17 protein-coding genes are annotated in these 23982 nt (G+C 67.1%); 7 read left to right on the forward strand and 10 right to left on the reverse strand.

Going from position 1 to position 23982, the window contains the following annotated elements; translation table 11 throughout:
• Positions 1–91: 91 nt before the first annotated feature.
• The 3 genes from QMX81_RS07275 to QMX81_RS07285 form a co-directional block, all read right to left on the reverse strand.
• Entirely contained in the window at positions 92–802 is a 711-nt protein-coding gene (locus QMX81_RS07275; RefSeq protein WP_121043760.1) for a 2OG-Fe(II) oxygenase, read from the reverse strand.
• 109 nt (positions 803–911) lie between these two features.
• On the reverse strand, positions 912–1928 hold the full coding sequence (locus QMX81_RS07280; RefSeq protein WP_121043762.1) for a class 1 fructose-bisphosphatase: 1017 nt from the start codon (positions 1926–1928) through the stop codon (positions 912–914).
• A 131-nt stretch (positions 1929–2059) separates the two neighbouring features.
• Positions 2060–3262, reverse strand: a complete 1203-nt coding sequence (locus QMX81_RS07285; protein WP_282260103.1) for an amino acid aminotransferase — start codon at positions 3260–3262, stop codon at positions 2060–2062.
• 176 nt (positions 3263–3438) lie between these two features.
• Here QMX81_RS07285 and QMX81_RS07290 point away from each other — a divergent pair, with 176 nt between their 5' ends.
• On the forward strand, positions 3439–5568 hold the full coding sequence (locus tag QMX81_RS07290) for a TonB-dependent receptor (RefSeq protein ID WP_282260105.1): 2130 nt from the start codon (positions 3439–3441) through the stop codon (positions 5566–5568).
• A 16-nt stretch (positions 5569–5584) separates the two neighbouring features.
• On the opposite strand, the gene QMX81_RS07295 is transcribed toward QMX81_RS07290, so the two are convergent.
• Positions 5585–5926, reverse strand: a complete 342-nt coding sequence (locus QMX81_RS07295) for a hypothetical protein (RefSeq protein WP_102788774.1) — start codon at positions 5924–5926, stop codon at positions 5585–5587.
• Between the two features lie 144 nt (positions 5927–6070).
• Between QMX81_RS07295 and QMX81_RS07300 the strand changes: the two genes are divergently transcribed.
• The 3 genes from QMX81_RS07300 to ligD all read left to right on the forward strand — a co-directional run bounded on the left by QMX81_RS07300 (position 6071) and on the right by ligD (position 10071).
• Positions 6071–6466, forward strand: a complete 396-nt coding sequence (locus QMX81_RS07300) for a hypothetical protein (RefSeq protein ID WP_121043771.1) — start codon at positions 6071–6073, stop codon at positions 6464–6466.
• A 95-nt stretch (positions 6467–6561) separates the two neighbouring features.
• On the forward strand, positions 6562–7503 hold the full coding sequence (locus QMX81_RS07305; RefSeq protein ID WP_121043774.1) for a Ku protein: 942 nt from the start codon (positions 6562–6564) through the stop codon (positions 7501–7503).
• 6 nt (positions 7504–7509) lie between these two features.
• Positions 7510–10071, forward strand: coding sequence for a DNA ligase D (gene ligD, locus QMX81_RS07310; RefSeq protein WP_282260111.1), 2562 nt, complete (start codon positions 7510–7512; stop codon positions 10069–10071).
• Here the strand turns inward: ligD and QMX81_RS07315 are convergent, their stop codons facing one another.
• The 4 genes from QMX81_RS07315 to adh all read right to left on the reverse strand — a co-directional run bounded on the left by QMX81_RS07315 (position 10072) and on the right by adh (position 13658).
• Entirely contained in the window at positions 10072–10467 is a 396-nt protein-coding gene (locus QMX81_RS07315; RefSeq protein ID WP_121043780.1) for a hypothetical protein, read from the reverse strand.
• 56 nt (positions 10468–10523) lie between these two features.
• Positions 10524–10901 carry a DUF779 domain-containing protein gene (locus tag QMX81_RS07320; RefSeq protein ID WP_121043783.1) on the reverse strand — a complete coding sequence of 126 codons (378 nt, stop codon included), beginning with the start codon at positions 10899–10901 and terminating at the stop codon, positions 10524–10526.
• Positions 10902–11013: 112 nt separating this feature from the next.
• Positions 11014–12042, reverse strand: a complete 1029-nt coding sequence (gene adhP / locus QMX81_RS07325; protein WP_046272245.1) for an alcohol dehydrogenase AdhP — start codon at positions 12040–12042, stop codon at positions 11014–11016.
• 86 nt (positions 12043–12128) lie between these two features.
• Positions 12129–13658 carry an aldehyde dehydrogenase gene (gene adh, locus QMX81_RS07330; protein WP_282260119.1) on the reverse strand — a complete coding sequence of 510 codons (1530 nt, stop codon included), beginning with the start codon at positions 13656–13658 and terminating at the stop codon, positions 12129–12131.
• Positions 13659–13896: 238 nt separating this feature from the next.
• Between adh and QMX81_RS07335 the strand changes: the two genes are divergently transcribed.
• A complete protein-coding gene (locus tag QMX81_RS07335) occupies positions 13897–15780 on the forward strand; it encodes a sigma-54-dependent Fis family transcriptional regulator (RefSeq protein WP_121043789.1) in 1884 nt (627 codons plus the stop codon).
• 19 nt (positions 15781–15799) lie between these two features.
• On the opposite strand, the gene eda is transcribed toward QMX81_RS07335, so the two are convergent.
• Together eda and QMX81_RS07345 are read right to left on the reverse strand one after the other, a co-directional pair.
• Positions 15800–16438 carry a bifunctional 4-hydroxy-2-oxoglutarate aldolase/2-dehydro-3-deoxy-phosphogluconate aldolase gene (gene eda, locus QMX81_RS07340; RefSeq protein ID WP_088435287.1) on the reverse strand — a complete coding sequence of 213 codons (639 nt, stop codon included), beginning with the start codon at positions 16436–16438 and terminating at the stop codon, positions 15800–15802.
• Positions 16425–17441, reverse strand: coding sequence for a sugar kinase (locus tag QMX81_RS07345; protein ID WP_152152770.1), 1017 nt, complete (start codon positions 17439–17441; stop codon positions 16425–16427). Before QMX81_RS07345 ends, eda begins: the two co-directional genes overlap by 14 nt.
• A gap of 271 nt (positions 17442–17712) precedes the next feature.
• Here QMX81_RS07345 and QMX81_RS07350 point away from each other — a divergent pair, with 271 nt between their 5' ends.
• Together QMX81_RS07350 and QMX81_RS07355 are read left to right on the forward strand one after the other, a co-directional pair.
• A complete protein-coding gene (locus tag QMX81_RS07350) occupies positions 17713–20487 on the forward strand; it encodes a TonB-dependent receptor (RefSeq protein ID WP_121043795.1) in 2775 nt (924 codons plus the stop codon).
• A gap of 262 nt (positions 20488–20749) precedes the next feature.
• Entirely contained in the window at positions 20750–23929 is a 3180-nt protein-coding gene (locus QMX81_RS07355; RefSeq protein ID WP_282260124.1) for a TonB-dependent receptor, read from the forward strand.
• Positions 23930–23982: the final 53 nt, after the last annotated feature.

Consider the following 23982-nt stretch of genomic DNA (forward strand, 5'->3'; position numbering starts at 1 on the left):
CGACAACTACGCGCGGCTCGCCCTTTCGCACAGGTTGTGTCCGCTCACGTGATGATTGAACGCGGCAAGAGGCGATCACCAGGCAGGGCGCTCAATTCCCACCGAACAACTTCTGCGCACTCTGGAAAAGAACCCAGCTCGTCGCAATGAACTTGTCCCCACCCTGCGGCCGGTTGCCCCGGTGCGTGTGGGTAAACGCGGTCGGTGCGATCAACAGGCTGCCCGTGCGCGGCGCGACCTTGCGGCCCTGGAACAGGAACTCGGTTTCGCCGGCGTCGAAGTCGTCGTTGAGGTAGAGCGTCCACAGCAGATGGCGGTGCAGCGTTTCGCCGGCCGGATCGCGTGGGTACAGCTCGCAGTGCCAGTATGGATAGCCGCCCTCGCCCGCCGCATACCATTGCAGATTGATGGCGCCGGGCCGCAGGCAGGTGCGGGCCAGGTCGGACAGCGTGGCGTCGTCCATGTCGGGGAAATCCTCGGCTGCCAACCGGCGCGGTTGGCCGTCGCTGTCCTGGATCTGCAACATCAACGGCGAGATCAGGGCCTGTGGATAACGGCGTAGATAAGTCAGCAAACCCTTGAAAACCGCCTGCTGCAGCACTGCTTCCGCCTGCCGCCACTCGGGCCGCCCGCTGATGCGAAGATCCTTGCTGTGCTTGAGTTCCGGGAACACACCGCTGCCCACTTCGCCCGGCTGCAACTGCGCACTGGATCGCATCTGGGCCTGCAGGGCCGCGCAGACCTCGTTGGGGACGGCGTTGTGGATTACTTCGATGAAATCGAGCGGTGCGTCGGCAGTCATGGGGTCATCCGTGGGCACGAATGGCCGATGGTGACCGCTGCCGTGGCCGATGTCACGCCGTTGCCACGTCACAACAGGGCTGACCGGACGGCCAGCCCTGTGTAGGAAATCAACCCACCGCGCTGTCGTGTTCGCGGTGGTAACGGGTGGCTTGCTCCACCTCGTTGCGCGAGCCGAGGAACACCGGCACGCGCTGGTGCAGCTGATCTGGCTGGATGTCGAGAATGCGCTCGCGGCCCGTGGTGGCGGCGCCGCCGGCCTGTTCGACCAGCAGGCCCATCGGGTTGGCTTCGTACATCAGGCGCAGCTTGCCGGCCTTGGACGGATCCTTCGTGTCCCACGGGTAGATGAAGATGCCGCCGCGGGTCAGGATGCGATGCACGTCGGCGACCATGCTGGCGATCCAGCGCATGTTGAAGTTCTTGCCGCGCGCGCCTTCCTTGCCGGCCAGCAGGTCCTGCACGTAGCCCTGCATCGGGGCTTCCCAATGCCGCTGGTTGGACATGTTGATCGCAAATTCCTGGGTGTCCGCCGGGATCTGCATGTCCGGCGTGGTCAGCACGAACTCGCCCTTCTCGCGGTCCAGGGTGAACGCGTGGGTGCCGTGGCCGACGGTGAGCACCATCTGCGTGCTCGGCCCGTAGATGCAGTAGCCGGCGGCGACCTGCGCGGTGCCCGGCTGCAGGAAGCTGGCATCGTTGGGCTGCTCGGTGCCCGGCGGGCAGCGCAGCACAGAGAAGATGGTGCCGACCGACACGTTGACGTCGATGTTCGAGCTGCCATCGAGGGGATCGAACAGCAGCAGGAAGTCACCGCGCGGGTAGGTGTCGGGCACCGGCTGGCAGTGATCCATTTCTTCCGAGGCGCAGGCGGCGAGGTGGCCGCCCCAGGCGTTGGCTTCCAGCAGGATCTCGTTGCTGATCACGTCCAGCTTCTTCTGCGCTTCGCCCTGCACGTTGCCGGTACCGGCTTCGCCGAGCACACCGCCCAGCGCGCCCTTGCTGACCGCGATGGAGATGCTGGTGCAGGCGCGGGCGACAACAGCGATCAGCTGGCGCAGATCGGCGTTGATGCGGCCGGCATGTTGCTCTTCGATCAGATAGCGGGTCAGCGACGTCTGGGACATGGAATCAGGCGGCCTTCAGAGGGGAAGCGCCTATTGTCGCCCTTCGCCGGAGCCATTACGAGGCGCGGGCGGCACCGCATGGCAGAACGGCCGCGCAGGGCGGCCGTTCTGCGTCACAGGGGCAATACTGCTCAGCCCTTGCTGACGGTCGCCACGGCCTTGGCCACGTATGCCAGGTTGCCCTGGTTGAGTGCGGCCACGCAGATGCGGCCGGTACCGACGGCGTAGATCGCGAACTCGTCGCGCAGGCGGTCCACCTGGGCGCGGCTCAGGCCCGAGTAGGAGAACATGCCGGCCTGGTCGTTGATGAAGGCGTATTCCGGTGCGCCGGCGGCAACCAGGTTCTCCACCAGGCCATGACGCAGGGCGTGGATGCGCTCACGCATCTCGGTCAGTTCCGCTTCCCACACCTGGCGCAGCTCAACGCTGTTGAGCACGCCGGCCACCAGCGCGGCGCCGTGGTTGGACGGGCTGGAGTAGATCGTGCGGATGATGCGCTTGACCTGCGACTGCACGGCCTTGGCCGCGTTCGCGTCCGGGGCGACCACCGACAGCGCGCCAATGCGCTCGCCATACAGCGAGAACGACTTGGAGTACGAGTTGGCGACCACGAAGCTGTCGATGCCGGCCTCGGCGATGATGCGCACGGCGGCGCCGTCTTCGCTGATGCCCTTGTCGAAGCCCTGGTAGGCCATGTCGATGAATGGGAACAGCTGGCGATCCTTCAGCAGCTCGGCCACCTGCTTCCACTGCGCGACGGTGAGGTCGGCACCGGTCGGGTTGTGGCAGCACGCGTGCAGCAGCACCACGGTGCCCGGCTGCAGCTTGGCCAGGTCGGCCAGCATGCCGTCGAAGTCCACGCCGTGGGTGGCGGCATCGAAGTAGGTGTAATCGACCACGTCGAAGCCGGCCGCGCCGAACACTGCGCGATGGTTTTCCCAGCTCGGGTTGCTGATGGCGATGGTGGCGTGCGGCAACAGCTTGTGCAGCAGGTCCGCGCCGATGCGCAGCGCACCGCTGCCGCCGATGGTCTGCGAGGTGGCCACGCGGCCGGCGGCCAGCAGCGGCGAGTCCTTGCCGAAGACCAGCTCGCGGGTGGCCTGGTTGTAGGCCGGCAGACCGTCGATCGGCAGGTAGCCGCGCGGTTTGGCGTCATTGGCCAGCTGCTGTTCGATCTTGTTCACGGCGCGGAGCAGCGGGATGCGGCCGCTCTCGTCGTAATAGATGCCCACGCCCAGGTTGACCTTGATCGGGCGGCTGTCGGCGTTGTAAGCCTCGGTCAGGCCCAGGATCGGGTCGCCTGGGACCAGTTCCACATTTGCAAAGAAGGACACGGCGGTACTCATTCGGATGACGGAAGGGGGAGGGTGGCGCGACGCGGAGTTGGCGGCAGAATCAGCCAAAACCGACCCATCGTAACAAAGCCCCGCCGAGGGCGCCGAGGCTGTCGTCACGTACGCTTCCGTACCATGGCGTGCGGCACGCCCATTCACCGAGGATCCCGCCCCGCATGCTCCGTCTTACCCCGCTGGCCCGCCACTGTGCGCTGGCCTCGGCCGTGTTGCTGCCATCGCTGGCGCAGGCCCAGAACACTCCCGCCCCGTCCGCGCCGATCGAGCGGCTGCCCACGGTCCAGGTCCAGGCCGCGCGCGTGGCACAGGTGGCCGATATCGACCTGCCGGCCTCGCTGACCACGGTCTGGGTGGACGAGGACCGCACCGGGCCGCTGGCGCAGCTCTCCGAGGCGCTCAACGGCATTCCCGGGGTGGTTGCCCGCGATCGTCAGAACTACGCGCAGGACACCCAGCTCTCGATCCGCGGCTTCGGCGCGCGCTCGACCTTCGGCGTGCGCGGCGTGCGCGTGCTGGTGGACGGTGTACCGGCCACCATGCCCGACGGCCAGGGCCAGCTCTCCCACGCCAGCCTGCTCTCGGCGCAGCGCGTGGAAGTGCTGCGCGGGCCGTTCTCGGCGCTCTACGGCAACTCCTCCGGCGGCGTGGTCCAGGTCTGGAGCGCGGACGGCGCCGAAGGCGACCCATGGCGCCTGCGGGTGGATACCGGCAGCGACAACACCGTGAGCGCCGGCGCCCAGCTGCGCGGCGTGCAGGGCCCGGTCCGCTACAACGTGGCCGCCAACCACTTCCGCACCGATGGCTGGCGTGACCACAGCCAGGCCCGCCGCGAGTCGCTCAACGCCCGGCTCGGCACGGATGTCGGTGGCGGCCAGCTGGATCTGGTCCTGAACTACTTCGATGCGCCCGACGCACAGGATCCGCTCGGCCTGACCCGCGCCCAGGTGCGCGAGAACCCGCGCCAGGCCACCGCCGTGGCGACCCAGTACAACACCCGCAAATCCGTGCGCCAGGCCCAGGCCGGGCTGGTGTTCACCCGAACGGAAGGCGCGCAGACCTGGCGTGCGATGGGCTATGCCGGTCAGCGCAGCGTGGAGCAGTACCTGGCGATCCCGCCGGGGCCGCAGCTGAACTCGCCGCTGCACGCTGGTGGGGTGATCGATCTGGACGGCGATTACGGTGGGCTCGACGCGCGCTGGGCGTGGCACGGTGACTGGGCCGGTCGCCCGCTGGATGTGGTGATCGGCGCCAATGCCGACCGCCAGCAGCAGGATCGCCGCGGTTACGAGAATTTCGTGGGTGATCAGGTAGGTATCAAGGGCCGCCTGCGCCGCGACCAGAGCGACCGGGTCGAAAACGTGGACCAGTTCGCCCAGGCGTGGTGGCAGTGGGCGCCGCGTTGGTCGTTGCTGCTGGGGGTGCGCCACAGCACGGTCCGTTTCCGCTCCAACGACCACTACATCACCGCGGGTAATCCCGACGACAGCGGGTCGCGTCGCTACGAGGCGACCACCCCGGTGGCCGGCGTGGTGTTCCGCGCCACCGATGCCTGGCGGCTGTATGCCTCGGCCGGGCGTGGCTTCGAGACCCCGACCTTCAACGAGCTGGGCTATCGCGCCGATGGCCAGGCCGGGCTGGCGCTGGATCTCTCGGCGGCCCGCAGCCGCAACCTGGAAGTCGGCAGCAAGTGGCATGGACAGAATGGCGCGCAGGTCGAAGCCGCGCTGTTCCGCGCCGATACCGATGACGAGCTGGCCGTGGCGAGCAACAGCGGCGGCCGCAGCACCTACCGCAACATCGGCCGCACGCGCCGCCAGGGCGCGGAGGCCAGCTATGTGCAGCCGCTGGGGGCGCAGGCGGATCTTTCGCTGGCCTACACCTGGCTCGAAGCCACCGTGCGTGATCCGTACGCGCTGTGCGCGGCCGCTGGCTGCAACACGGTGACCGCCGGCTCACGCCTGCCCGGCGTGCCCAGGCAGCAGTGGAACGCGCGGGTGCAGTACCGCCCGGGCCCGTGGCAGTGGGCCGCCGAGGTGGTGGCCTCCAGCGACACCGTGGTCAACGATCTGGCCACCGAGCGCGCGCCGGGCTACGCGCTGCTGAATCTGGAACTATCGCGGCGCTGGACCACCGCACAGGGCACGCTGCGTGCCTTCGCGCGGATCGACAACGCCCTGGACCAGCGCTACATCGGCTCGGTGATCGTCAACGACGGCAACCAGCGCTTCTTTGAGCCGGGGCCGGACCGCCGCTACAACGTGGGCCTGCAGTGGCAGTGGGCGCCCTGATCCACTGGACCTGGACCTACCGGGGCGGTTTGGCCGGCACGAACGGTGAGGTCGGGTCGCTGGCCGGGAAGGTCTCTTCCAGCGCCTCGTCCTGGTTGTCGCTGGCGTGCTCCTTGCGCTGTCGGCGCTGGTATTCATCTTCGCGGCGATGATGACCGGCCGGGCCTTTCTCGCCGGCCGCCGAATCCTTGCGGTCGCGCGGAACGGGATCCGGCGTAACCGCCACCGGCAGGTGATCGGGTGCGTCGTCGGGCACGGACATGCCGGCGCCGCGGTCTTCGGCGTCCTGATTGTCATGTTTGGCGCGCTGCTCGCCGGGGACCGGGGCGGTGGCGTCGCGCAGGGGATCGCGGGGCATGGGAGTTCTCCAGTAGCTGTGCACCCCACTACAGCGCGCGGCGGGTGAAGTCGCCGCGAATCCCGGTGCATCAACGAATCTGTCACGGCTCGATAACGGTGGCGGGTCTATTCCTGCCTGCCCCGCCGCTGTCGGAGTCGTGTCATGCCCCGCCTGGACCGCCGTGCCGCACCCGCGTTGTTCAACGCCTACCTGCAGCCGGAACGGAGCGGGCGCCGTGCGCGCCGTGACCGTGCCGAGGACGCGCAGGCGGTTGCACAGGACTACCTGCAGTACATGCGCAGCGATTACGAGCAGCGCCGCAGTCACGGCCGGCGCAGCTGGCGCGACCTCTATCCCGCCTACGCCTTCGCGCTGACCACGCACTATGCGGACTGGCCGCGCGGTGCCGATGACACCGATGGCGAGCTGGCCGAGCACTGGGAACAGATGCGCGGGCAGTCGCGACTGGGCTGGCACCAGGCCCGCGCCGTGGTCGAAGACGCGTGGCTGGCGCTGGACCACATGCCGGCCGCGGCGGTGCACGGCCTGCTGCAGTAGCTGCGGCGTGCAGCCGGCCTGCACAGCCCGGACACAGGCGTTTCACGTGCTGCGCGGTACAGCTGCCCTCCCTGTAGCGTTGGAGTGGCGCCACCATGGCCCGACCGATCTGGACCGGCACGCTGTCATTCGGGCTGCTCAATGTCCCGGTGTCGCTGATGTCCGGCGAACGCAATGTCGATCTGCACTTCCGGATGCTCGATTCGCGCGACCGCAAGCCGATCCGCTTCGAACGGGTCAACGCCGATACCGGTGAGGAAGTGCCGTGGAAAGAGATCGTCAAAGCCTACGAGTACGACAAGGGCAGCTACGTCGTACTGGAGGAAGACGACATCCGCTCGGCCGCACCGCAAAGCCATGAGGCGGTGGAGGTGGAAACGTTTGTCGATGCCGGCACCATCGATCCGCGCTATTTCGAGAAGCCCTACCTGCTGGTGCCCGCCAAGAAAGCCGAAAAAGGCTACGTGCTGCTGCGCGAAACGCTGCGCAGCACCGGCAAGGTCGGCATCGCGCGGGTCGTGGTGCGCACCCGCGAGTACCTGTGCGCGGTGATGCCGCACGGCGATGCGCTGGTGCTGATGATCCTGCGCTATCCGCAGGAACTGGTGGACCCGGAAGACTACAAGCTGCCCAGCGGCAGCCTGTCCGAGTACCGCATCAACAGCAAGGAAACGGCCATGGCCGAGCAGCTGATCGCCTCGATGTCCGGCGAGTGGAAGCCGGACGAGTACCACGATGAATTCCGCGAGCGCCTGCACACGTTGCTGAAGAAGCGGATCAAGGCCAAGGGCGGCACCACCAAGGTGGAGGAAGAGCCGGTCCCGCGCGAGGACGATGCGACCAACGTGGTCGACTTCATGTCGCTGCTGCAGAAGAGCCTGGATGCCAAGCAGCGCACGCCGGCCGCCAGAAAGACAGCGGCGAAGAAGGCCACGGCCAAGGTCGCCAAACCCACGGCGGCCAAAAAGGCGACCAAGACAGCAGGCAAAGCGACCAAGAAAACCACCAAGCGTGCACCTGCGCGCAAGGCTGGGTAAGCCGCCGTGTCCCTGCAGGAATACCGCCGTAAACGCCGTTTCGACGGCACCCCCGAGCCGGACGCCGAGCGCCGCGGTGCGCCGGCGCGGCGGCCGATCTTCGTGGTGCAGCTGCACCATGCCAGCTCGCGCCATTACGACTTCCGGCTCGAAGCTGACGGCGTGCTCAAGAGCTGGGCGGTACCGAAGGGCCCCTCGCTGCGTGTCGGCGAAAAACGGCTCGCCCTGGAGGTGGAAGACCATCCCCTGTCCTATGCGACGTTCGCCGGCGATATCCCCAGCGGGCACTACGGCGCTGGCCATGTGGATGTCTATGACCACGGCACCTGGGCCTGCGATGGCGACCCGCTGGAGGCGATCGCGGCTGGCAAGGTGGACTTCGTGCTGCACGGCGAGCGCCTCAAGGGCGGCTGGAAACTGGTGCGCACCGCGATGAAGGGCAAGCAGCATCAGTGGCTGTTGATCAAACGCGATGACGATGAGGCAAGGGATATGGAGGCCGATGATCTGTTGGAGGCGCCACCGGAGGCCGCCAAGCGCGCAGGCACCAAGAAGGCCGCCGCAGCCAACACGAAGAAGGCGGCCTCGGCAAAGAAGACCGCCCCCGCCAAGGCCGTGACGACCCGCGCCGCACGCAAGGCCGATGCGCGCTGGTCCAAACGCGCGCTGGCGCTTGAAGGCGCACGCGAGAGGCCCTACCCGCACGATTTCAAGCCGCAGCTGACCGACCACCGTGCCACCGCGCCGGATGGCGAGCAGTGGCTGCACGAGATCAAATGGGATGGCTATCGCCTGCTCGCCGACGTGCGCGAAGGCGTGGTTGCGCTGCGCTCGCGCGGCGGGCTGAACTGGACCGACGAGTTCCCCGAGGTGGTGCAGGCGATCGAGCGGCTGCCGGTGCGCGATCTGCGCCTGGACGGTGAACTGGTGGTGCTGGATGCGCAGGGCCGCAGTGATTTCACCGCGTTGCAGAAGGTCATCGACGGCACCGCGAAACAGCCACTGCGCTATGTGGTGTTCGACATGCCGGGCATCGCCGGTGTGGATGTCAGCCGGGTGCCGCTGCTGGAGCGCAAGGCGCTGCTCAAGGATCTGCTGGGCAGCAAGCCGGACACCCTGGCCTACAGCGACCATGTGCGCGACCACGGCCCGGCGGTGTTCGCCGCCAGTGGCGAGGCCGGGTTCGAAGGCATCATCAGCAAGCGGATCGATGCGCCCTACGTCAACGCACGCTCACGCGACTGGATCAAGATCAAGCACGAGAACACCGATGAGTTCCTCATCGTCGGCTATACCGAGCCCAAGGGATCGCGCAGCGGTTTCGGCTCGCTGCTGATGGCCACACCGGACAAGGGCGGATTGCGTTATGTCGGCCGCGTCGGCACGGGCTTCGATGATGCCGCGCTGCGCACGCTGACCAAGCAACTGACGCCGCTGACCGTGAAGGACGCGGTGGTGGAGCTGCCCGCGCATGTGCCGTTCACCGCGCGCAGCGTGCACTGGGTGAGGCCGGTGCTGGTGGCAGAGGTCGCTTTCCGCGGCTGGGCCAAGGAAGGGTTGCTGCGCCAGGCCAGCTTCAAGCGGCTGCGCGAAGACAAACAGCCGAAGGATCTGGGCGCGGCAGCCAACGTCACTACCGCCGCTGCGTCCGCCTCCGCCCCGGCGGCGAAAACCAGCGGCCGGAAGAAGGCCGCGGCTGCGCAGGAAGAGAGCACCGTGGCGATCAGCCATCCCGAACGCGTGGTGTTCGCCAAGGCGAAGATCACCAAGGGCGAAGTGGCCGACTACTACCGGCGCATGGCGCGCTGGATCCTGCCCGAGGTGGCGCGCCGTCCGCTGTCGGTGCTGCGCTGCCCGGACGGGGTGGACAAGCCCTGCTTCTTCCAGAAGCACCATGGCACCGGGCTGGGCGGTGCGGTCAAGGCGATCCCGCTGGAGCAGAAGAGCGGGCGCGAGGACTACCTCTACATCGAAGATGTGGAGGGGCTGCTGCAGTTGGTGCAGATGAACACCCTGGAGCTGCATCCCTGGGGGGCCACCGTCGAGGATCCCGAACACCCGGACCAGCTGGTGTTCGATCTGGATCCCGGCGAAGGCGTGAACTGGACCCAGATCAAGGCCGCCGCACGCGATGTGCGCGCGCGCCTGCAGGAAGCCGGGCTGGAGAGCTTCGTCCGGCTCTCCGGCGGCAAGGGTGTGCACGTGGTGGTGCCCTTGCAGCCCAAGGCCGACTGGGCACACGCCAAGGACTTCTGCGAGGCCTTCGCGCAGGCCATGGCCACCCAGGCACCGGAGCGCTATGTGGCGACGATGAGCAAGGCCAAGCGCGACGGGGTGATCTTCATCGATTGGCTGCGCAATGCGCGCGGGGCCACCAGTGTGAGCTCGTGGTCGCTGAGGGCGCGGCCGGGTGCCGGCGTGGCGGTGCCGTTGCGTTGGGAAGAGCTGGGGCGGATCCCGGCGCCGGACGCTTTCCCGATGGCGAAGGCGCTGCAGCGCGCGGAGCGGTTGCAGCAGGACCCGTGGGCGGGCATCGAGCAGGTGAAGCAGGTGCTGCCCGGCAGCTGATCAGGCGCGCCCTGGCCGGAACCGCGTGCCCACCCACAGGCCCACGAATGCCTGCACCGGCAGCGAGACCAGCAGGATCACCACGAACCAGAACGGGAAATCGCTGCCGAAATCCCAGGCGGTGTAGATCGATGCGGCCGCGATCACCGCCCACACCACGCCGCCGTGGCTACGGGGCCAGGTCGGCGCATAACGGCTGGCAAAGGCGATCGCGGCGATGCCGCTGAGGATCGTCCAGGCCAGGTCCCAGGCCAGCTGCGGCTCGCCGCCCGGCGGAATGCGCAGCAATGGCACCAGCCACGAACCGAGGCTGTTGACCAGCACCATCACCGCGAACGCGAACACGACGGCCAGCACGGACAGCAGTGGATTCTTCAGGGCGGACCACACAGGCATGGCAGGGGCGTCAGGGCGGGAGAGCCGCCATTATGGACGGGTTGCCGCAGGGAATTTCAGACCCGGCCGGCGGCTTGGAGCTGGGCGAACTCCTCATCGCTGAACAAGCGCGAGCGGACCAGGAAGCGTACACCCTCGCCGTTTTCCAGCGAGAACATGCCGCCCCGGCCGGGCACCACGTCGATGATCAGCTGGGTGTGCTTCCAGTATTCGAACTGCGCGGGGCTGATGTAGAACGGCGCCCCGCCGATCTCGCCCATGCGCACATCACGGTCGCCCACGATGAAATCGCCCTGGGCGAAACACATCGGCGAGGAGCCGTCGCAGCAGCCGCCGGACTGGTGGAACAGCAGATCGCCGTGGCGTGCCTGCAGGGTCTCGATCAGCTGCAGCGCCGGGAGGGTGGCCATCACCTGGAGCGGGAGGTCGGTCATGATCGGGGTGCCAGGGACGCCGGCCAATGGCCGGCAGGACGGAAGAACCGGCGCTGCCGTCCTGCTGCCACCGGGAGAGGGGGAGTGGCGCAGGACGGCAACGCGCAGCCGGTTACGCGCTCATGTCCAGCACCACGCGGCCTTCGATCTTGCCGGCCTGCATGCGCGCGAAGATGTCGTTGATGTTCTCCAGCGAATCGCTGGTCACCGTCGCGGCCACCTTGCCCTGCTCGGCGAATTCCAGCGATTCCTGCAGGTCCAGACGGGTGCCGACGATCGAGCCACGCACGGTGATGCCGTTGAGCACCATGCCGAAGATATCCAGCGGGAAGTTGCCCGGCGGCAGGCCGTTCAACGAGACGGTGCCGCCGCGACGGACCATGCCCAGTGCCTGCTCGAAGGCCTTCGGCGAGACCGCGGTGACCAGCGCCCCGTGTGCCCCGCCGATCTCCTTCTTCAGGAACGCGGCCGGATCGGTGTTGCGCGCGTTGACGGTGATCGTCGCTCCCAGCCGCTCGGCCAGGGCGAGCTTGCCGTCGTCGATATCCACCGCGGCCACGTTCAGGCCCATCGCCTTGGCGTACTGCACGGCCATGTGGCCGAGCCCGCCGATGCCGGAGATCACCACCCACTGGCCGGGCTTGGTATCGGTGACCTTCAGGCCCTTGTAGACCGTGACGCCGGCGCACAGGATGGGCGCCACCTCGATGAAGCCCACGCCCTTGGGCAGCAGCCCGACATACGCAGCGTTTGCCAACGCGTACTCGGCGAAGCCACCGTTCACCGAGTAACCCGTGTTCTGCTGCGCTTCGCACAGCGTTTCCCAGCCGCCCAGGCAGTGCTCGCAGTAGCCGCACGCCGAATACAGCCACGGGATGCCGACACGGTCGCCTTCGCGGATATGGCTGACCCCGGCGCCGACCGCGACCACGTGGCCGACGCCCTCGTGGCCGGGAATGAAGGGCGGGTTCGGCTTGACCGGCCAGTCCCCGTCCACCGCATGCAGGTCGGTGTGGCACACGCCACAGGCTTCGATCTTCACCAGGATATCGCCGGGCCCCGGACGCGGCACCTCGACTTCCTCGATACGCAACGGCTTTCCGAACTCGCGGACAACAGCGGCCTTCATGGTCTTGTTCATGCGTGGATCTCCGTGGATGGCCAATGACAGCACTGTGGCGCCGGCCGCATGCCGGCGCCTTGATCGGGATCAAGCCCGGGGCAGGCTCAGAAGAAGCCCAGCTTCTTGGGCGAGTAGCTGACCAGCAGGTTCTTGGTCTGCTGGTAGTGGTCGAGCATCATCTTGTGGTTCTCGCGGCCGATGCCCGACTGCTTGTAACCACCGAACGCAGCATGCGCCGGATAGGCGTGGTAGCAGTTGGTCCACACGCGCCCGGCCTGGATGCCACGGCCCATGCGGTACAGGCGCGAGGCATCACGGCTCCACACCCCGGCACCGAGGCCGTACAGGGTGTCGTTCGCGAGCTCCAGGGCTTCTTCCTCGGTCTTGAACGTGGTCACCGAGACCACCGGCCCGAAGATCTCTTCCTGGAACACGCGCATCTTGTTGTGGCCCTTGAACACGGTCGGCTTCACGTAGAAGCCGCCGGCCAGGTCGCCCTCCAGCTTGGCCTGCTCACCGCCGATCAGCACCTGCGCCCCTTCCTGCCGGCCGATGTCGAAGTAGGAAAGGATCTTCTCCAGCTGCTCGGAGGAGGCCTGCGCACCGACCATCGTGTTGGGATCGAGCGGATTGCCCTGCTTGATCGCGGCCACGCGCGTGAGCGCACGTTCCATGAATTTCTCGTAGATCGATTCCTGGATCAGCGCGCGCGAGGGGCAGGTGCAGACCTCGCCCTGGTTGAAGGCGAACAGCACGAAACCCTCCACGGCCTTGTCGAGGAAGTCATCGTCCTCGGCCATGACATCAGCGAAGAAGATGTTCGGCGACTTGCCGCCCAGTTCCAGCGTCACCGGGATCAGGTTCTGGCTGGCGTACTGCATGATCAGGCGGCCGGTGGTGGTCTCGCCGGTGAAGGCGATCTTGGCGATGCGCGGGTTGGAGGCCAGCGGCTTGCCCGCCTCCACGCCGAAGCCGTTGACCACGTTGAGCACACCCTTGGGCAGCAGATCGCCGATCACCTCCATCAGCACCAGGATCGACGCCGGGGTCTGCTCGGCCGGCTTGAGCACCACGCAGTTGCCGGCGGCCAGCGCGGGCGCGAGCTTCCAGGCCGCCATCAGCATCGGGAAGTTCCACGGGATGATCTGCCCGACCACGCCGAGCGGCTCGTGGAAGTGGTAGGCGATGGTGTCCTTGTCGATCTCCGACAGGCTGCCTTCCTGCGCGCGCACCGCGCCGGCGAAGTAGCGGAAGTGATCGGCCATCAGCGGCACATCGGCGTTGAGCGTTTCGCGGATCGGCTTGCCGTTGTCCCAGGTTTCGGCATGGGCGAGCAGCTCGAGGTTCTCTTCGATGCGGTCGGCGATCCGGTTGAGGATGTTGGCGCGCTCGGTGGTCGAGGTCTGGCCCCAGGCGGTCTTGGCCGCGTGGGCGGCGTCCAGCGCCGCTTCGATGTCCTCGGCGTTGGAACGGGCGACCTCGGTGAACACCTTGCCCGTCACCGGCGTGGTGTTCTCGAAATACTGGCCGCTGCGCGGGGCCACCCACTCCCCGCCGATGTAGTTGCCGTAGCGCGGCTTGAAGATGGACTGCGGGTCGGTGGCGTGCGGCTTGGCAGACGTGACGGCATTCATGGTGCATCTCCGGATGGCGGTGGACAGGCCCGATAAGGGTCTGTTCCATGGCGCAAGGACGATGCCAGGTTCCGTGTGGTGCAGTGCGGCAAGGCGTCACCCGGCGTACCGATTGGAGCGGGGCTCGGAAACTGATGCGGTGCACCACGGCCGGTCATTGCACGGTAACGCCGGGTGTGGTGTTTATCGGAACAGGCCCCGCTACAACTGTCGCAGATTGCGACACTGGAGAATCCAGGTGTCCCAGCTCCCGCTCCAGCACCGTGTCGGCAATGCGCGACGCTCCTTTTTCGAGCGTGGCGCGGCGCCGGTCGGCAGCGTGCCCGACACCATCCTGCAGTCGTGGCAGCGCTGCCAGCGCGGCGGGCTATCGGTCGATGCACAGCCGGAGGTCGAACCGCTGCCGGACGCCCGCCTGCGCGAGCTGCGCCAGCGCCAGGAAACGCTGTGGCGGCTGGCGCGACCGGAGCTGGATGGCCTGGCCGCCGACATCGCCGCGACCGGCAGCATCGCGCTGCTGACCGACGAAGCCGGCTGGATCCTGGATGCGGAGGGCAACCCGGGTTTCCTCGACAAAGCCGGGCGGGTGGCGTTGATGCCAGGCGTGCGGTGGGATGAAACCACGGTGGGCACCAACGCGATCGGCACCGCCATCGTCGAAGGTCGCTCGGTGGAGGTACGTGGCGGCGAGCACTACTTCGCGCCGCACGCGATCCTGACCTGTTCGGCAACACCGATCTTCGATCCGTACGGGCAGCGTGTGGGCGTGCTCGACATCTCCGGCGACGCGCGCCAGCAGCACCTGCACGCCCGCGTGCTGGCACGGCAGGCGGTGGCGCATATCGAGCACCGCTACTTCGAGGCGGGACTGGGCGACTGCGAGGTGGTCCGCCTGCATCACGACGCCGGCCTGCTCGGTACCGCGCGCGAAGGCGTGCTGGGCTTCCGCAATGGCCGCCTGGTGGCCGCCAACCGTGCCGGGCTGGCCCTGTTCGGGCTGGACCACGGCGACATCGGCAGGGCGCCCTACGAGGCGCTGTTCGATGGTCCAACCTCACGGCTGCATGATGACGGCGCGCTGGTGGATCGCCAGGGCCGCGCGCTGTACGGCCACGTAAGCCCTGCCGGTGGCGCCACGGTCCGCTCGCTGCTGCCCGCGCGTCCGACCCCCGCGGCACCCGCGCGTGCCGCCGCGGCGGCCGTGCGGGTGGATGCCACGCCCCTGTTCGACGCGGCCCAGCAGCAGGTGCTCGAGCGCGCCTGCCGCGTGCTGGATGCGCAGCTGCCCGTGCTGCTGCAGGGCGAGACCGGCACCGGCAAGGAGGTGTTCGCACGTGAACTGCATCGGCGCAGCACGCGTGCCGACAAACCGTTCGTGGCGGTCAACTGCGCGGCGCTGCCGGAAGGCCTGATCGAAGCCGAGCTGTTCGGCTACGAGGAAGGTGCTTTCACCGGTGCGCGCAAGAGCGGCAATACCGGCCTGCTGCGCCAGGCCCAGGGCGGCGTGCTGTTCCTCGATGAGATCGGCGATATGCCGCTGGCGCTGCAGCCGCGCCTGTTGCGCGTCCTGCAGGAGCGCACGCTGTCACCGCTGGGTGGCGGCAAGCCGGTGCAACTGGATTTCGCCTTGATCTGCGCTACCCACCGCGATCTCGATCAGGCGATGGCCGCTGGTGACTTCCGCAGCGACCTCTACTACCGCATCGCCGATCACAGCGTGCGCCTGCCGGCCCTGCGCGAGCACGCCGAACGCGCGGCGCTGGTGCAGGGGCTGTGGCAACGGCTCGGCCAGGGCCGGCAACTGGCGAGCGCGGCGCTGGAGGCGCTGGCCGGGTATGCCTGGCCGGGCAATCTGCGGCAGCTGTGTTCCTGCCTGCGCACGCTGGTGGCGCTGAGCGATCCGGGTGAGGTGATCCGGCACGCGATGCTGCCGGCCTATCTGCAGGCCGCGCCTGCCCCGGTGATGCCGTCCGCGGCCGAGGGGCTGGACGCGATGACCGAAACCGCGATGCGCGAGGCACTGCGCGCGAGCCATGGCAATGTCGCCCAGGCGGCGCGCGCGCTGGGCATCAGCCGCAGCACGCTGTATCGCCGTGTCGGGGCGACGGCCCGCCGTCACTGAGACGGCAGGCCGTGTGGGCTCAGCCGACCAGCGCGGCCGAATCGCGCGCCAGCTGCTCGATGCCGGCCCAGTCCCTGGCCTGCAGCAGCGCCCGGGTGGTCAGCCAGGACCCGCCCACGCACAGCACGTTGGGCAGGTGCAGGAAATCGCGTGCGGTCTGCGCGCTGATGCCGCCGGTCGGGCAGAAGCGCACATCGCCGAAGGGGCCGTTCCATGCCGACAGCATGGCCGCGCCGCCGGCCTGCACGGCCGGGAAGAACTTGAAGGTATCCAGGCCGTGCTCCAGGCCGAGCATCAGCTCCGACGAGGTCGCCACGCCCGGCAGGAACGGCAGATCGGTATCGCGGGCGGCGGCGTACAGGCGCGGGGTCGCGCCCGGCGACACCGCGAAGCGCCCGCCCACCTGCTTGACCTTCTCCATCTGCGCGGCGGTCAGCACGGTGCCGGCGCCGACCACGGCATCGGGCACCGCCTCCACCATCGCCTGGATCGCGTCCATCGCCATCGGCGTGCGCAGCGTCACTTCGATCACCGGCAGGCCGCCGTTGAACAGTGCGCGTGCGACCTCGACGGCATCGTCGACGTTTTCCGGGGTGAACACCGGAATCACCGGGGCCAGTTTCAGGACTGCGCGTACGCGCGGATCAGCGCCGGACATCGAATCGCTCCTCGCCCGTGAGGGCCATGATGTCAGCCTCGCTGACAGGGTTGAAGTCGCCGGGGATCGAGTGCTTCAGGCAGCCTGCGGCGAGGCCGAAACGCACGATCGCGTCCGGCGCGAAGCCGCGCATCATGCCATGCAGGATGCCGGCGGCGAAGGCATCGCCACCGCCGATGCGGTCCACGATGCCGATCATCTCGCGGGTCGGCGCCACCGCGCGGGTGCCGTCGCGGCCGATCAGCATCGCCCCGAGTGCGTGGTTGTCCACGCTGTGCGGCGTGCGCTGCGTGCAGGCCATCCACTGCAACCGCGGGAACGCGGCGAAGGCCTGCGCCGCGGCCGCGTCGACGCGCTCACGCACATCGGCCTGCTCGAACTCCCCGCCGAGCACCACGCCGATATCGCGGTAGTCGGCGAAGACGAGATCGGCGCAGGCGAACAGCTCGCGCAGGATGCCGGGCGCATCGCCCTGCCAGCGCGCCCACAGCGACGGGCGGAAGTTGCCGTCGAAGGACACCTTCACGCCCCGCGCGCATGCCGCACGGGCCGCGGCCAGCGTGGCCTGGGCCATGGCCGGGTTGAGCGCCGGGCTGACCCCGGACAGGTGCAGCCAGTCGGCGCCGGCCAGCAGCGTGTCCCAGTCGTAATCGGCGGCGCTGCTGTTGGCGAAGGCCGAATCGGCACGGTCGTAGACCACTTCGCTGGCGCGCTGCACGGCGCCGGTGGTCAGGAAGTACAGGCCCATGCGGCCGTCGGTGCGGCGCACGGCGCTGGTGTCCACGCCATGCCGGCGCAACTCGCCCAGCGCGAACTCGCCCAACGGGTTCGCCGGCACCGTGCTGACCGCCGCCACCGCATGCCCAAGATGGGCCAGCGAGACACCGACGTTGGCCTCCGCGCCCCCGGCGTGGACCGCCAGCTGGCCGCGCTGCAGCAGCAGCTCGCGGCCGGGTGCGCTCATGCGCAGCAACAACTCTCCGAAACAGACAACACGACTCATGGTCCTGGATCCTTGTGAGGGCTGCGGACGCCGCAAGGACGCCCCGCAGCAATGACTAGCGGTGTCATTCTAGCGATGGACGCCGCCCCGTCCACCTGTCCCGAATGTCGGAACCATTGTCCTGCAAGCGTCTGCGGGACATTCAAGGTCTGCTGCGGTGCAAGATGCCGGATTAGTAACGGGCTGTTAACGTCCGCCCTGACCAGCGGTGTCATTGCACTGACATGTCGTTGGATAGCTGTTTCATGTAGCACCTTGGGAGAGGGAAAACATGCAAGTCCAGAACACGCAGAAAAAGACACCGGTTACCTTGCTGGCATTGTCGATCGGCCTGGCGCTGAGTGGTACCGCGCTGGCCCAGGATGCGGGCACCAACCCCACCGACCTGGATACCGTCACCGTCACCGGCTACCGCGCCAGTGTCGAGAAGGCGCTGGACATCAAGCGCGGCGAAGCCGGCGTGGTCGATGCCATCGTCGCCGAGGATATCGGCAAGTTCCCGGATCTGAACCTGGCCGAATCGCTGCAGCGCATCCCCGGCGTGGTCATCACCCGTGAGGCCGGCGAAGGCCGCAACATCTCGGTGCGTGGCCTGGGCCCGGACTTCACCCGCGTGCGCATCAACGGCATGGAAGCGCTGACCACCGTCGGCGCCGGTGACCAGAGCGGCGGCACCAACCGCGGCCGTGGCTTCGATTTCAACGTGTTCGCCTCCGACCTGTTCTCGCAGCTGCTGGTGCGCAAGACCGCCTCGGCCGATGTCGAGGAAGGCTCGCTCGGAGCCACGGTCGACCTGCGCACCGCGCGCCCGTTCGACTATGACGGCTTCACCTTCGCCGCCAGCGGCCAGGCCGGCTACAACGCGATGGCCGAAAAGGCCGACCCGCGCATGGCCGCGCTGATCTCCAACACCTTTGCCGATGGCACCTTCGGTGCGTTGTTGTCGGTGGCCTATTCCGAGCGCCAGGCGCTGGAGGAAGGCTCCAACACCGGCCGCTGGGCCAATGGCCCCAGCAACGGCGGCTTCAGCGCCACCTCGCCGTTCGCCGCGGCGCGTTCGGCCGATGTCTACCACCCGCGCTTCCCGCGCTATGTGCAGATGGAACATGAGCAGAAGCGCCTGGGCGTGACCGGTACCCTGCAGTGGAAGCCGAGCGACGCCACCGAGTTCTCGCTGGATGCGCTCTACTCCAAGATCGACGCCACCCGCGATGAACATTACATCGAGGCGATTTCCTTCAGCCGCAACCGCGATTCGGCCACCGGCGCGCTGCGTCGCCCCGATCGCGACGGCAAGCCGTCGATGATCGTCAAGAACGGCGTGATCGAAAACAACGCCCTGGTCTACGGCGAGTTCGACAACGTCGACATCCGCTCGGAGAACCGTCACGACGAGTGGAGCACCGAGTTCAAGCAGCTCAGCCTCAACGGCCAGCACCGCTTCGGTGACGACTTCACCCTGTCCGGAAAGATCGGCATCTCGCGCTCCAAGCACGAGAACCCGGTGCAGACCACGGTCATCATGGACAAGTACGACGTCGACAACTACAGCTACGACTACCGGGGCAACAGCCGGTTCCCGACGCTGAACTACGGTATCGACCCGACCAACCCGGCCGGCTGGGAACTGGCCGAGATCCGCCTGCGTCCGCAGTACGTGGACAACGACTTCGATACCGGCCAGCTGGATTTCAACTGGAACATCAGCCCCGGCTTCCGCCTGAAGGGTGGCGTGCTGGCCAAGGACTACACCTTCAAGACCACCGAACTGCGCCGCGCCAGCGAGCTGGCCGTGCCCAACTTCGCCGATGGCACCAAGATCGTGCCGGTGGACATGACCGCGCAGGCCGGCCTGAAGGGTATCAACGGCAGCCCGTCCAACTGGGTGGTGCCGGATCTGAACGCCATCGCCGATCAGTTCGACATCTACAGCAACAGCGGCATCTTCGCCGTCGCCCCGCGTGCCAACAACGTGCGCAGCGTCGAAGAGAAGGACCGCGGTGCCTACCTGATGGGCGAGTTCTCCACCGAACTGGGCAGCCTGCCGCTGTCGGGTAACGTGGGCGTGCGCTACGTGCGCACCAAGCAGAGCTCCACCGGCCTGTCCACGCTGGCCACCGGTACGGTCGCCACTACCGAAAACCGCACCTACAACGACACCCTGCCCTCGTTCAACCTGGTGGCCGAAGTCAGCCCGGACTTCCTGATCCGCCTCGGCGCGGCCAAGGTGATGAGCCGCCCGGGCCTGGGCAGCCTGACGCCTGGCGCAACGGTGGCCGTGGCCGGTGGTGCACGCACCATCTCCAGCGGCAACCCGGACCTGGAGCCGATCCGCGCGACCAACGTCGACCTCGGCTTCGAGTGGTACTTCGCCGAAGGCGCGATGGCCGGCATCGGTCTGTTCTACAAGGACATCGAGAGCTTCGTGCAGACCACCCGCGAAGTGCGTCCGTACTCTGACAGCGGCCTGCCTGCCTCGCTGCTGATCGGCACCGGCGCCTCGCCCACGGATGACTTCACCTACAGCCGGCCGGTCAACACCCCGGGTGGTGAACTGCACGGCGTGGAAGCCAACTACACCCAGCCGTTCACCTTCCTGCCGGGCAAGTGGTCCAACCTCGGCGTGCAGTTGAACTACACCTGGGTGGAATCGCAGATCCAGTACCTCAACGCCGCGGGCCAGCCGGTGATGAAGACCGACCTGACCGGTCTGTCCAAGTCCTCCTGGAACGCCACATTGTTCTACGAAGGCAAGGTCTTCTCCGGCCGTGTCTCGGCGACCAACCGCGATGACTACCTGACCCAGGCACCGGGTACGGAAACCGGCTTCAACCTCGATGGTTATCACGGCATGACCGGCACCACGGTCCTCGATGCCTCGATCCGCTACACGATCAGCGACCAGCTCGAACTGAGCCTGGAAGGCATCAACCTGACCAACGAAGCCTCCGACGAGTGGGTCTACTCGCCGGCCACCGGTCGCCTGCCGCTGCAGTACACCGAAACCGGCCGCCAGTTCCTGCTCGGCGTGCGCTACAAGTTCTGATTCAACGGCCGTACCCACCGGCGGCGTGAGCGATCACGCCGCCGGCTGCGCGCACGCCGCCATCGTTGCCATCCCTCGACCCTCGCCAGCACACGCACGCTGCTGCGGCGCAAGATGCCGCCCCGTGAAGGGTTTGTTACGTTTCGGATGACCAGCGGTGTCACGCGGCAATGCGCGACAGACGCTCCGGGGGAGGCCGGACGTCATGACTCATCAACATCAAAGTCGCATGGCGGCGCACCCTGGGAGGGGGTTACACACGATGGATCGACTCGACACCCGTAAAAAGACACCGCTTACCTTGCTTGCAGTCTCAATCGCGTTCGCGCTGCAGAGCGTGGCCGGCATCGCCGCGGCACAGCAGACGCCCGAAGCGGCCGCCTCGCTCAATGCAGTGGATCTGGACAAAGTGGAGGTCAAAGCGACGTACCGCGAAAGCCTGCAGCAGTCCCTGGATGAAAAGCGCTACAGCGTCGAGCAGGTCGATGCGATCTACGCCGAAGACATCGGCAAGTTCCCCGATCTGAACCTGGCCGAGTCGATGCAGCGCATCGCCGGCGTCTCGATCGATCGCGAAGGTGGCGAAGGCCAGCAGATCTCCGTGCGCGGCCTGGGCTCGGATTTCACCCGCGTGCGCATCAACGGTCTGGAAGCGCTGTCCACCGCCGGCAGCGGCACCACCGGCGTCAACCGCAGCCGCGGCTTCGACTTCAATACCTTCGCCTCTGAACTCTTCAGCCGGGTCAAGATCAACAAGACCCAGTCGGCGCAGACCGACGAGGGCTCGCTGGGTGCCACGGTCGATCTTCGCGGTTCGCGCCCGTTCGACTTCGAGGGCTTCCAGGCATCGCTCGGTGGCCAGTACGGCTACAACGAGTTGTCCAAGAATAAAGACCCGCGCATCTCCGGGCTGATCAGCAACACCTGGGCCGACGGCCGCGTCGGCGCGCTGATGTCGGTGGCCTACAGCAAGCGCACCATCTTCGAGGAAGGCTACAACCCGGTCCGCTGGGAGCACGGCAACTACCGCAACTCCAACCAGAGCACCGCGGCCAACAACGGCACCTACGGCTTCTGCAGCCCGGCCGGCTACGACCCGCAGACCCCGCGCAATCCGCTGGCCAACGAGACCGCCGCCGGTGTCGGCAGCGCCGCCAACCAGGCGCGCAGCAACGGCTGGGGCAGCTACGGCATCGATGCCACCCACTGCGGCCCCGGCCTGGACCGCCCCGCGGCGACGGCCGAGAACATCGCCGCCTACGAGACCGCGACCAACGCCTGGATCCCGCGTTACCCGCGCTATATCCGCACCGAACATGAGATCGAGCGCCTGGGCGTCACCGGCGCGCTGCAGTTCAAGGTCAGCGACGACACTCAGCTGAACCTGGACATGCTGTATTCCAAGCTCGACAAGAACGTGCGCGAAGATTCCATCGGCGCCAACCTGCACCGCACCGCGCAGTACGGCGGCAAGACCCAGATCGTGGTCCGCGAAGCACAGGCCGATGAACAGAACCGCCTGACCTACGGCGTGTTCGACAACGTGGATTTCCGCACCGAATCCACCGCGATCGAAGAGAGCACCGAGTTCAAGCAGTTCAGCCTGAACCTGGAACATCGCTTCAACGATGCGGTGCGCCTGGATGCGGTGATCGGCCACTCCGAATCCAACTACGAGCGGCCCGTCTTCTCGATGGTCAGCTTCGACAACAGCAACCTCGATGGCTTCGTGCTGGACATGCGCAACGGCAAGGTGCCTGCGATGTCCTTCCCGTTTGATCTCAATGCGGTCGACAACTGGAAGTGGCTGGGCTACGGCAGCACGCCGGTCAATGCCAACGGCACGGCGCGTGGCGGCAACATCAGCGAAGTGCGTTTGAACCCGCAGTACGTCGACAACGCCTTCGACACGGCCAAGGTCGACCTCACGTTCAACATCAATCCCACCTTCACCCTGCGCGGCGGTCTGGCCTACAAGGACTACGACATGAGCACGCAGGAGTACCGCAACATCAGCTACGGCCGCCTGTCGCAGGCGCTGCCGGCCGGTGTGGGCGTGGGTGACCTGAGCAACACGCTGAGCGGCTTCGGCAAGGGCATGGACGGCAACCTGCCCAACGCGTGGCTGGTGCCGGACTTCAACCAGATCGCCAAGCTGCTGGACATCTACTGCAACTGCAACACCGGCACGCTCGGCGGTGATTACCGCCTGGCCAGCGTCGGTCACTTCGGGGCGTCCAACAACAACTTCGACGTCAACGAGAAGAGCTACGGCAGCTACCTGCAGTTGGACTTCAACACCGACCTGCTGGGCCGCGCGTTCCGCGGCAACCTGGGCGTGCGCTACGTGCAGACCCGCATCACCGCCGATGGCTATGCGCCGTGCACGGCCACCAACGCCAATGATCTGTCCTCGGCGTGCGAGCCGTTCTTCGGCGTGGCCAGCGCCACTGCCGATCCCGGCGAGCGCCTGCAGGTCGGCACCCGGGTCGGCCACAAGTACGACGACTGGCTGCCCTCGTTGAACCTGGCCTGGGACCTGAGCGATACCTTCGTGCTGCGCTTCGGCGCGGCCAAGACCATGGCCCGCCCGACCCTGTCCAACCTGTCGCCGAGCGTCAGCGGTGGTCCCACCGCCTACTTCGATGACGACCGCAGCTACTCGATCAACCTGGGCAATCCCAAGCTCGATCCGTTCCGCTCGACCAACTACGACCTGAGCGCGGAGTGGTACTTCGACGAAGGCGCGCTGCTGTCGGCCGCGGTGTTCTACAAGGACATCGAGAGCTATGTGCAGCGCACCCGCCTGCTCACCACCTGGGCGGACATGGGCTACTCGCTGGATCTGCTGCCGACCGGCTTCAGCCCGGACACGGTGTTCAACGTGCAGAGCTACTTCAACACCCCGGGCGGCCCGCTCAAGGGCTATGAGGTGTCCTACCAGCAGCCTTTCAGCTTCCTGCCCGGCTTCTGGCGCAACTTCGGCGTGCAGCTGAACTACACGCACGTCGAATCCAAGATCAAATACATGTTCAGCTCGGGCACCGGCAGCACGATCGTCACCACCTACACCGAGAACGACCTGCTGAATCTCTCGCCGAACTCGTACAACGCCACGCTGTACTACGACGACGGCCGCTTCAGCGCCCGCGTCTCCACCAGCTACCGCGACGCGTACATCAGCACCATCCTGTCGCAGGAGAACGTGTGGGACCTGGACGGCAACCAGTTCGCCACGGCCGATGTGCAGGGCAAGTACAGCGTGGAGAACGTGGATTTCAACATGTCCTACAAGGTCAACAAGAACCTCTCGCTGACCTTCGAAGCGATCAACCTGCTCGACACCGCCGATGAGCGCTATGTCGATTCGGCGTTGTCGCTGCCGGACCGCTACACGCATACCGGGCGGCAGTACTACCTCGGCCTGCGCTACAAGTTCTGACCGTGCTGCGCCTGCCGCCACCGCTATCGCGCCCGTCCCTGTCCTTCTCTCCG

This window comes from Stenotrophomonas sp. PS02301, assembly GCF_029959485.1.
GTDB lineage: Bacteria > Pseudomonadota > Gammaproteobacteria > Xanthomonadales > Xanthomonadaceae > Stenotrophomonas > Stenotrophomonas maltophilia_Z.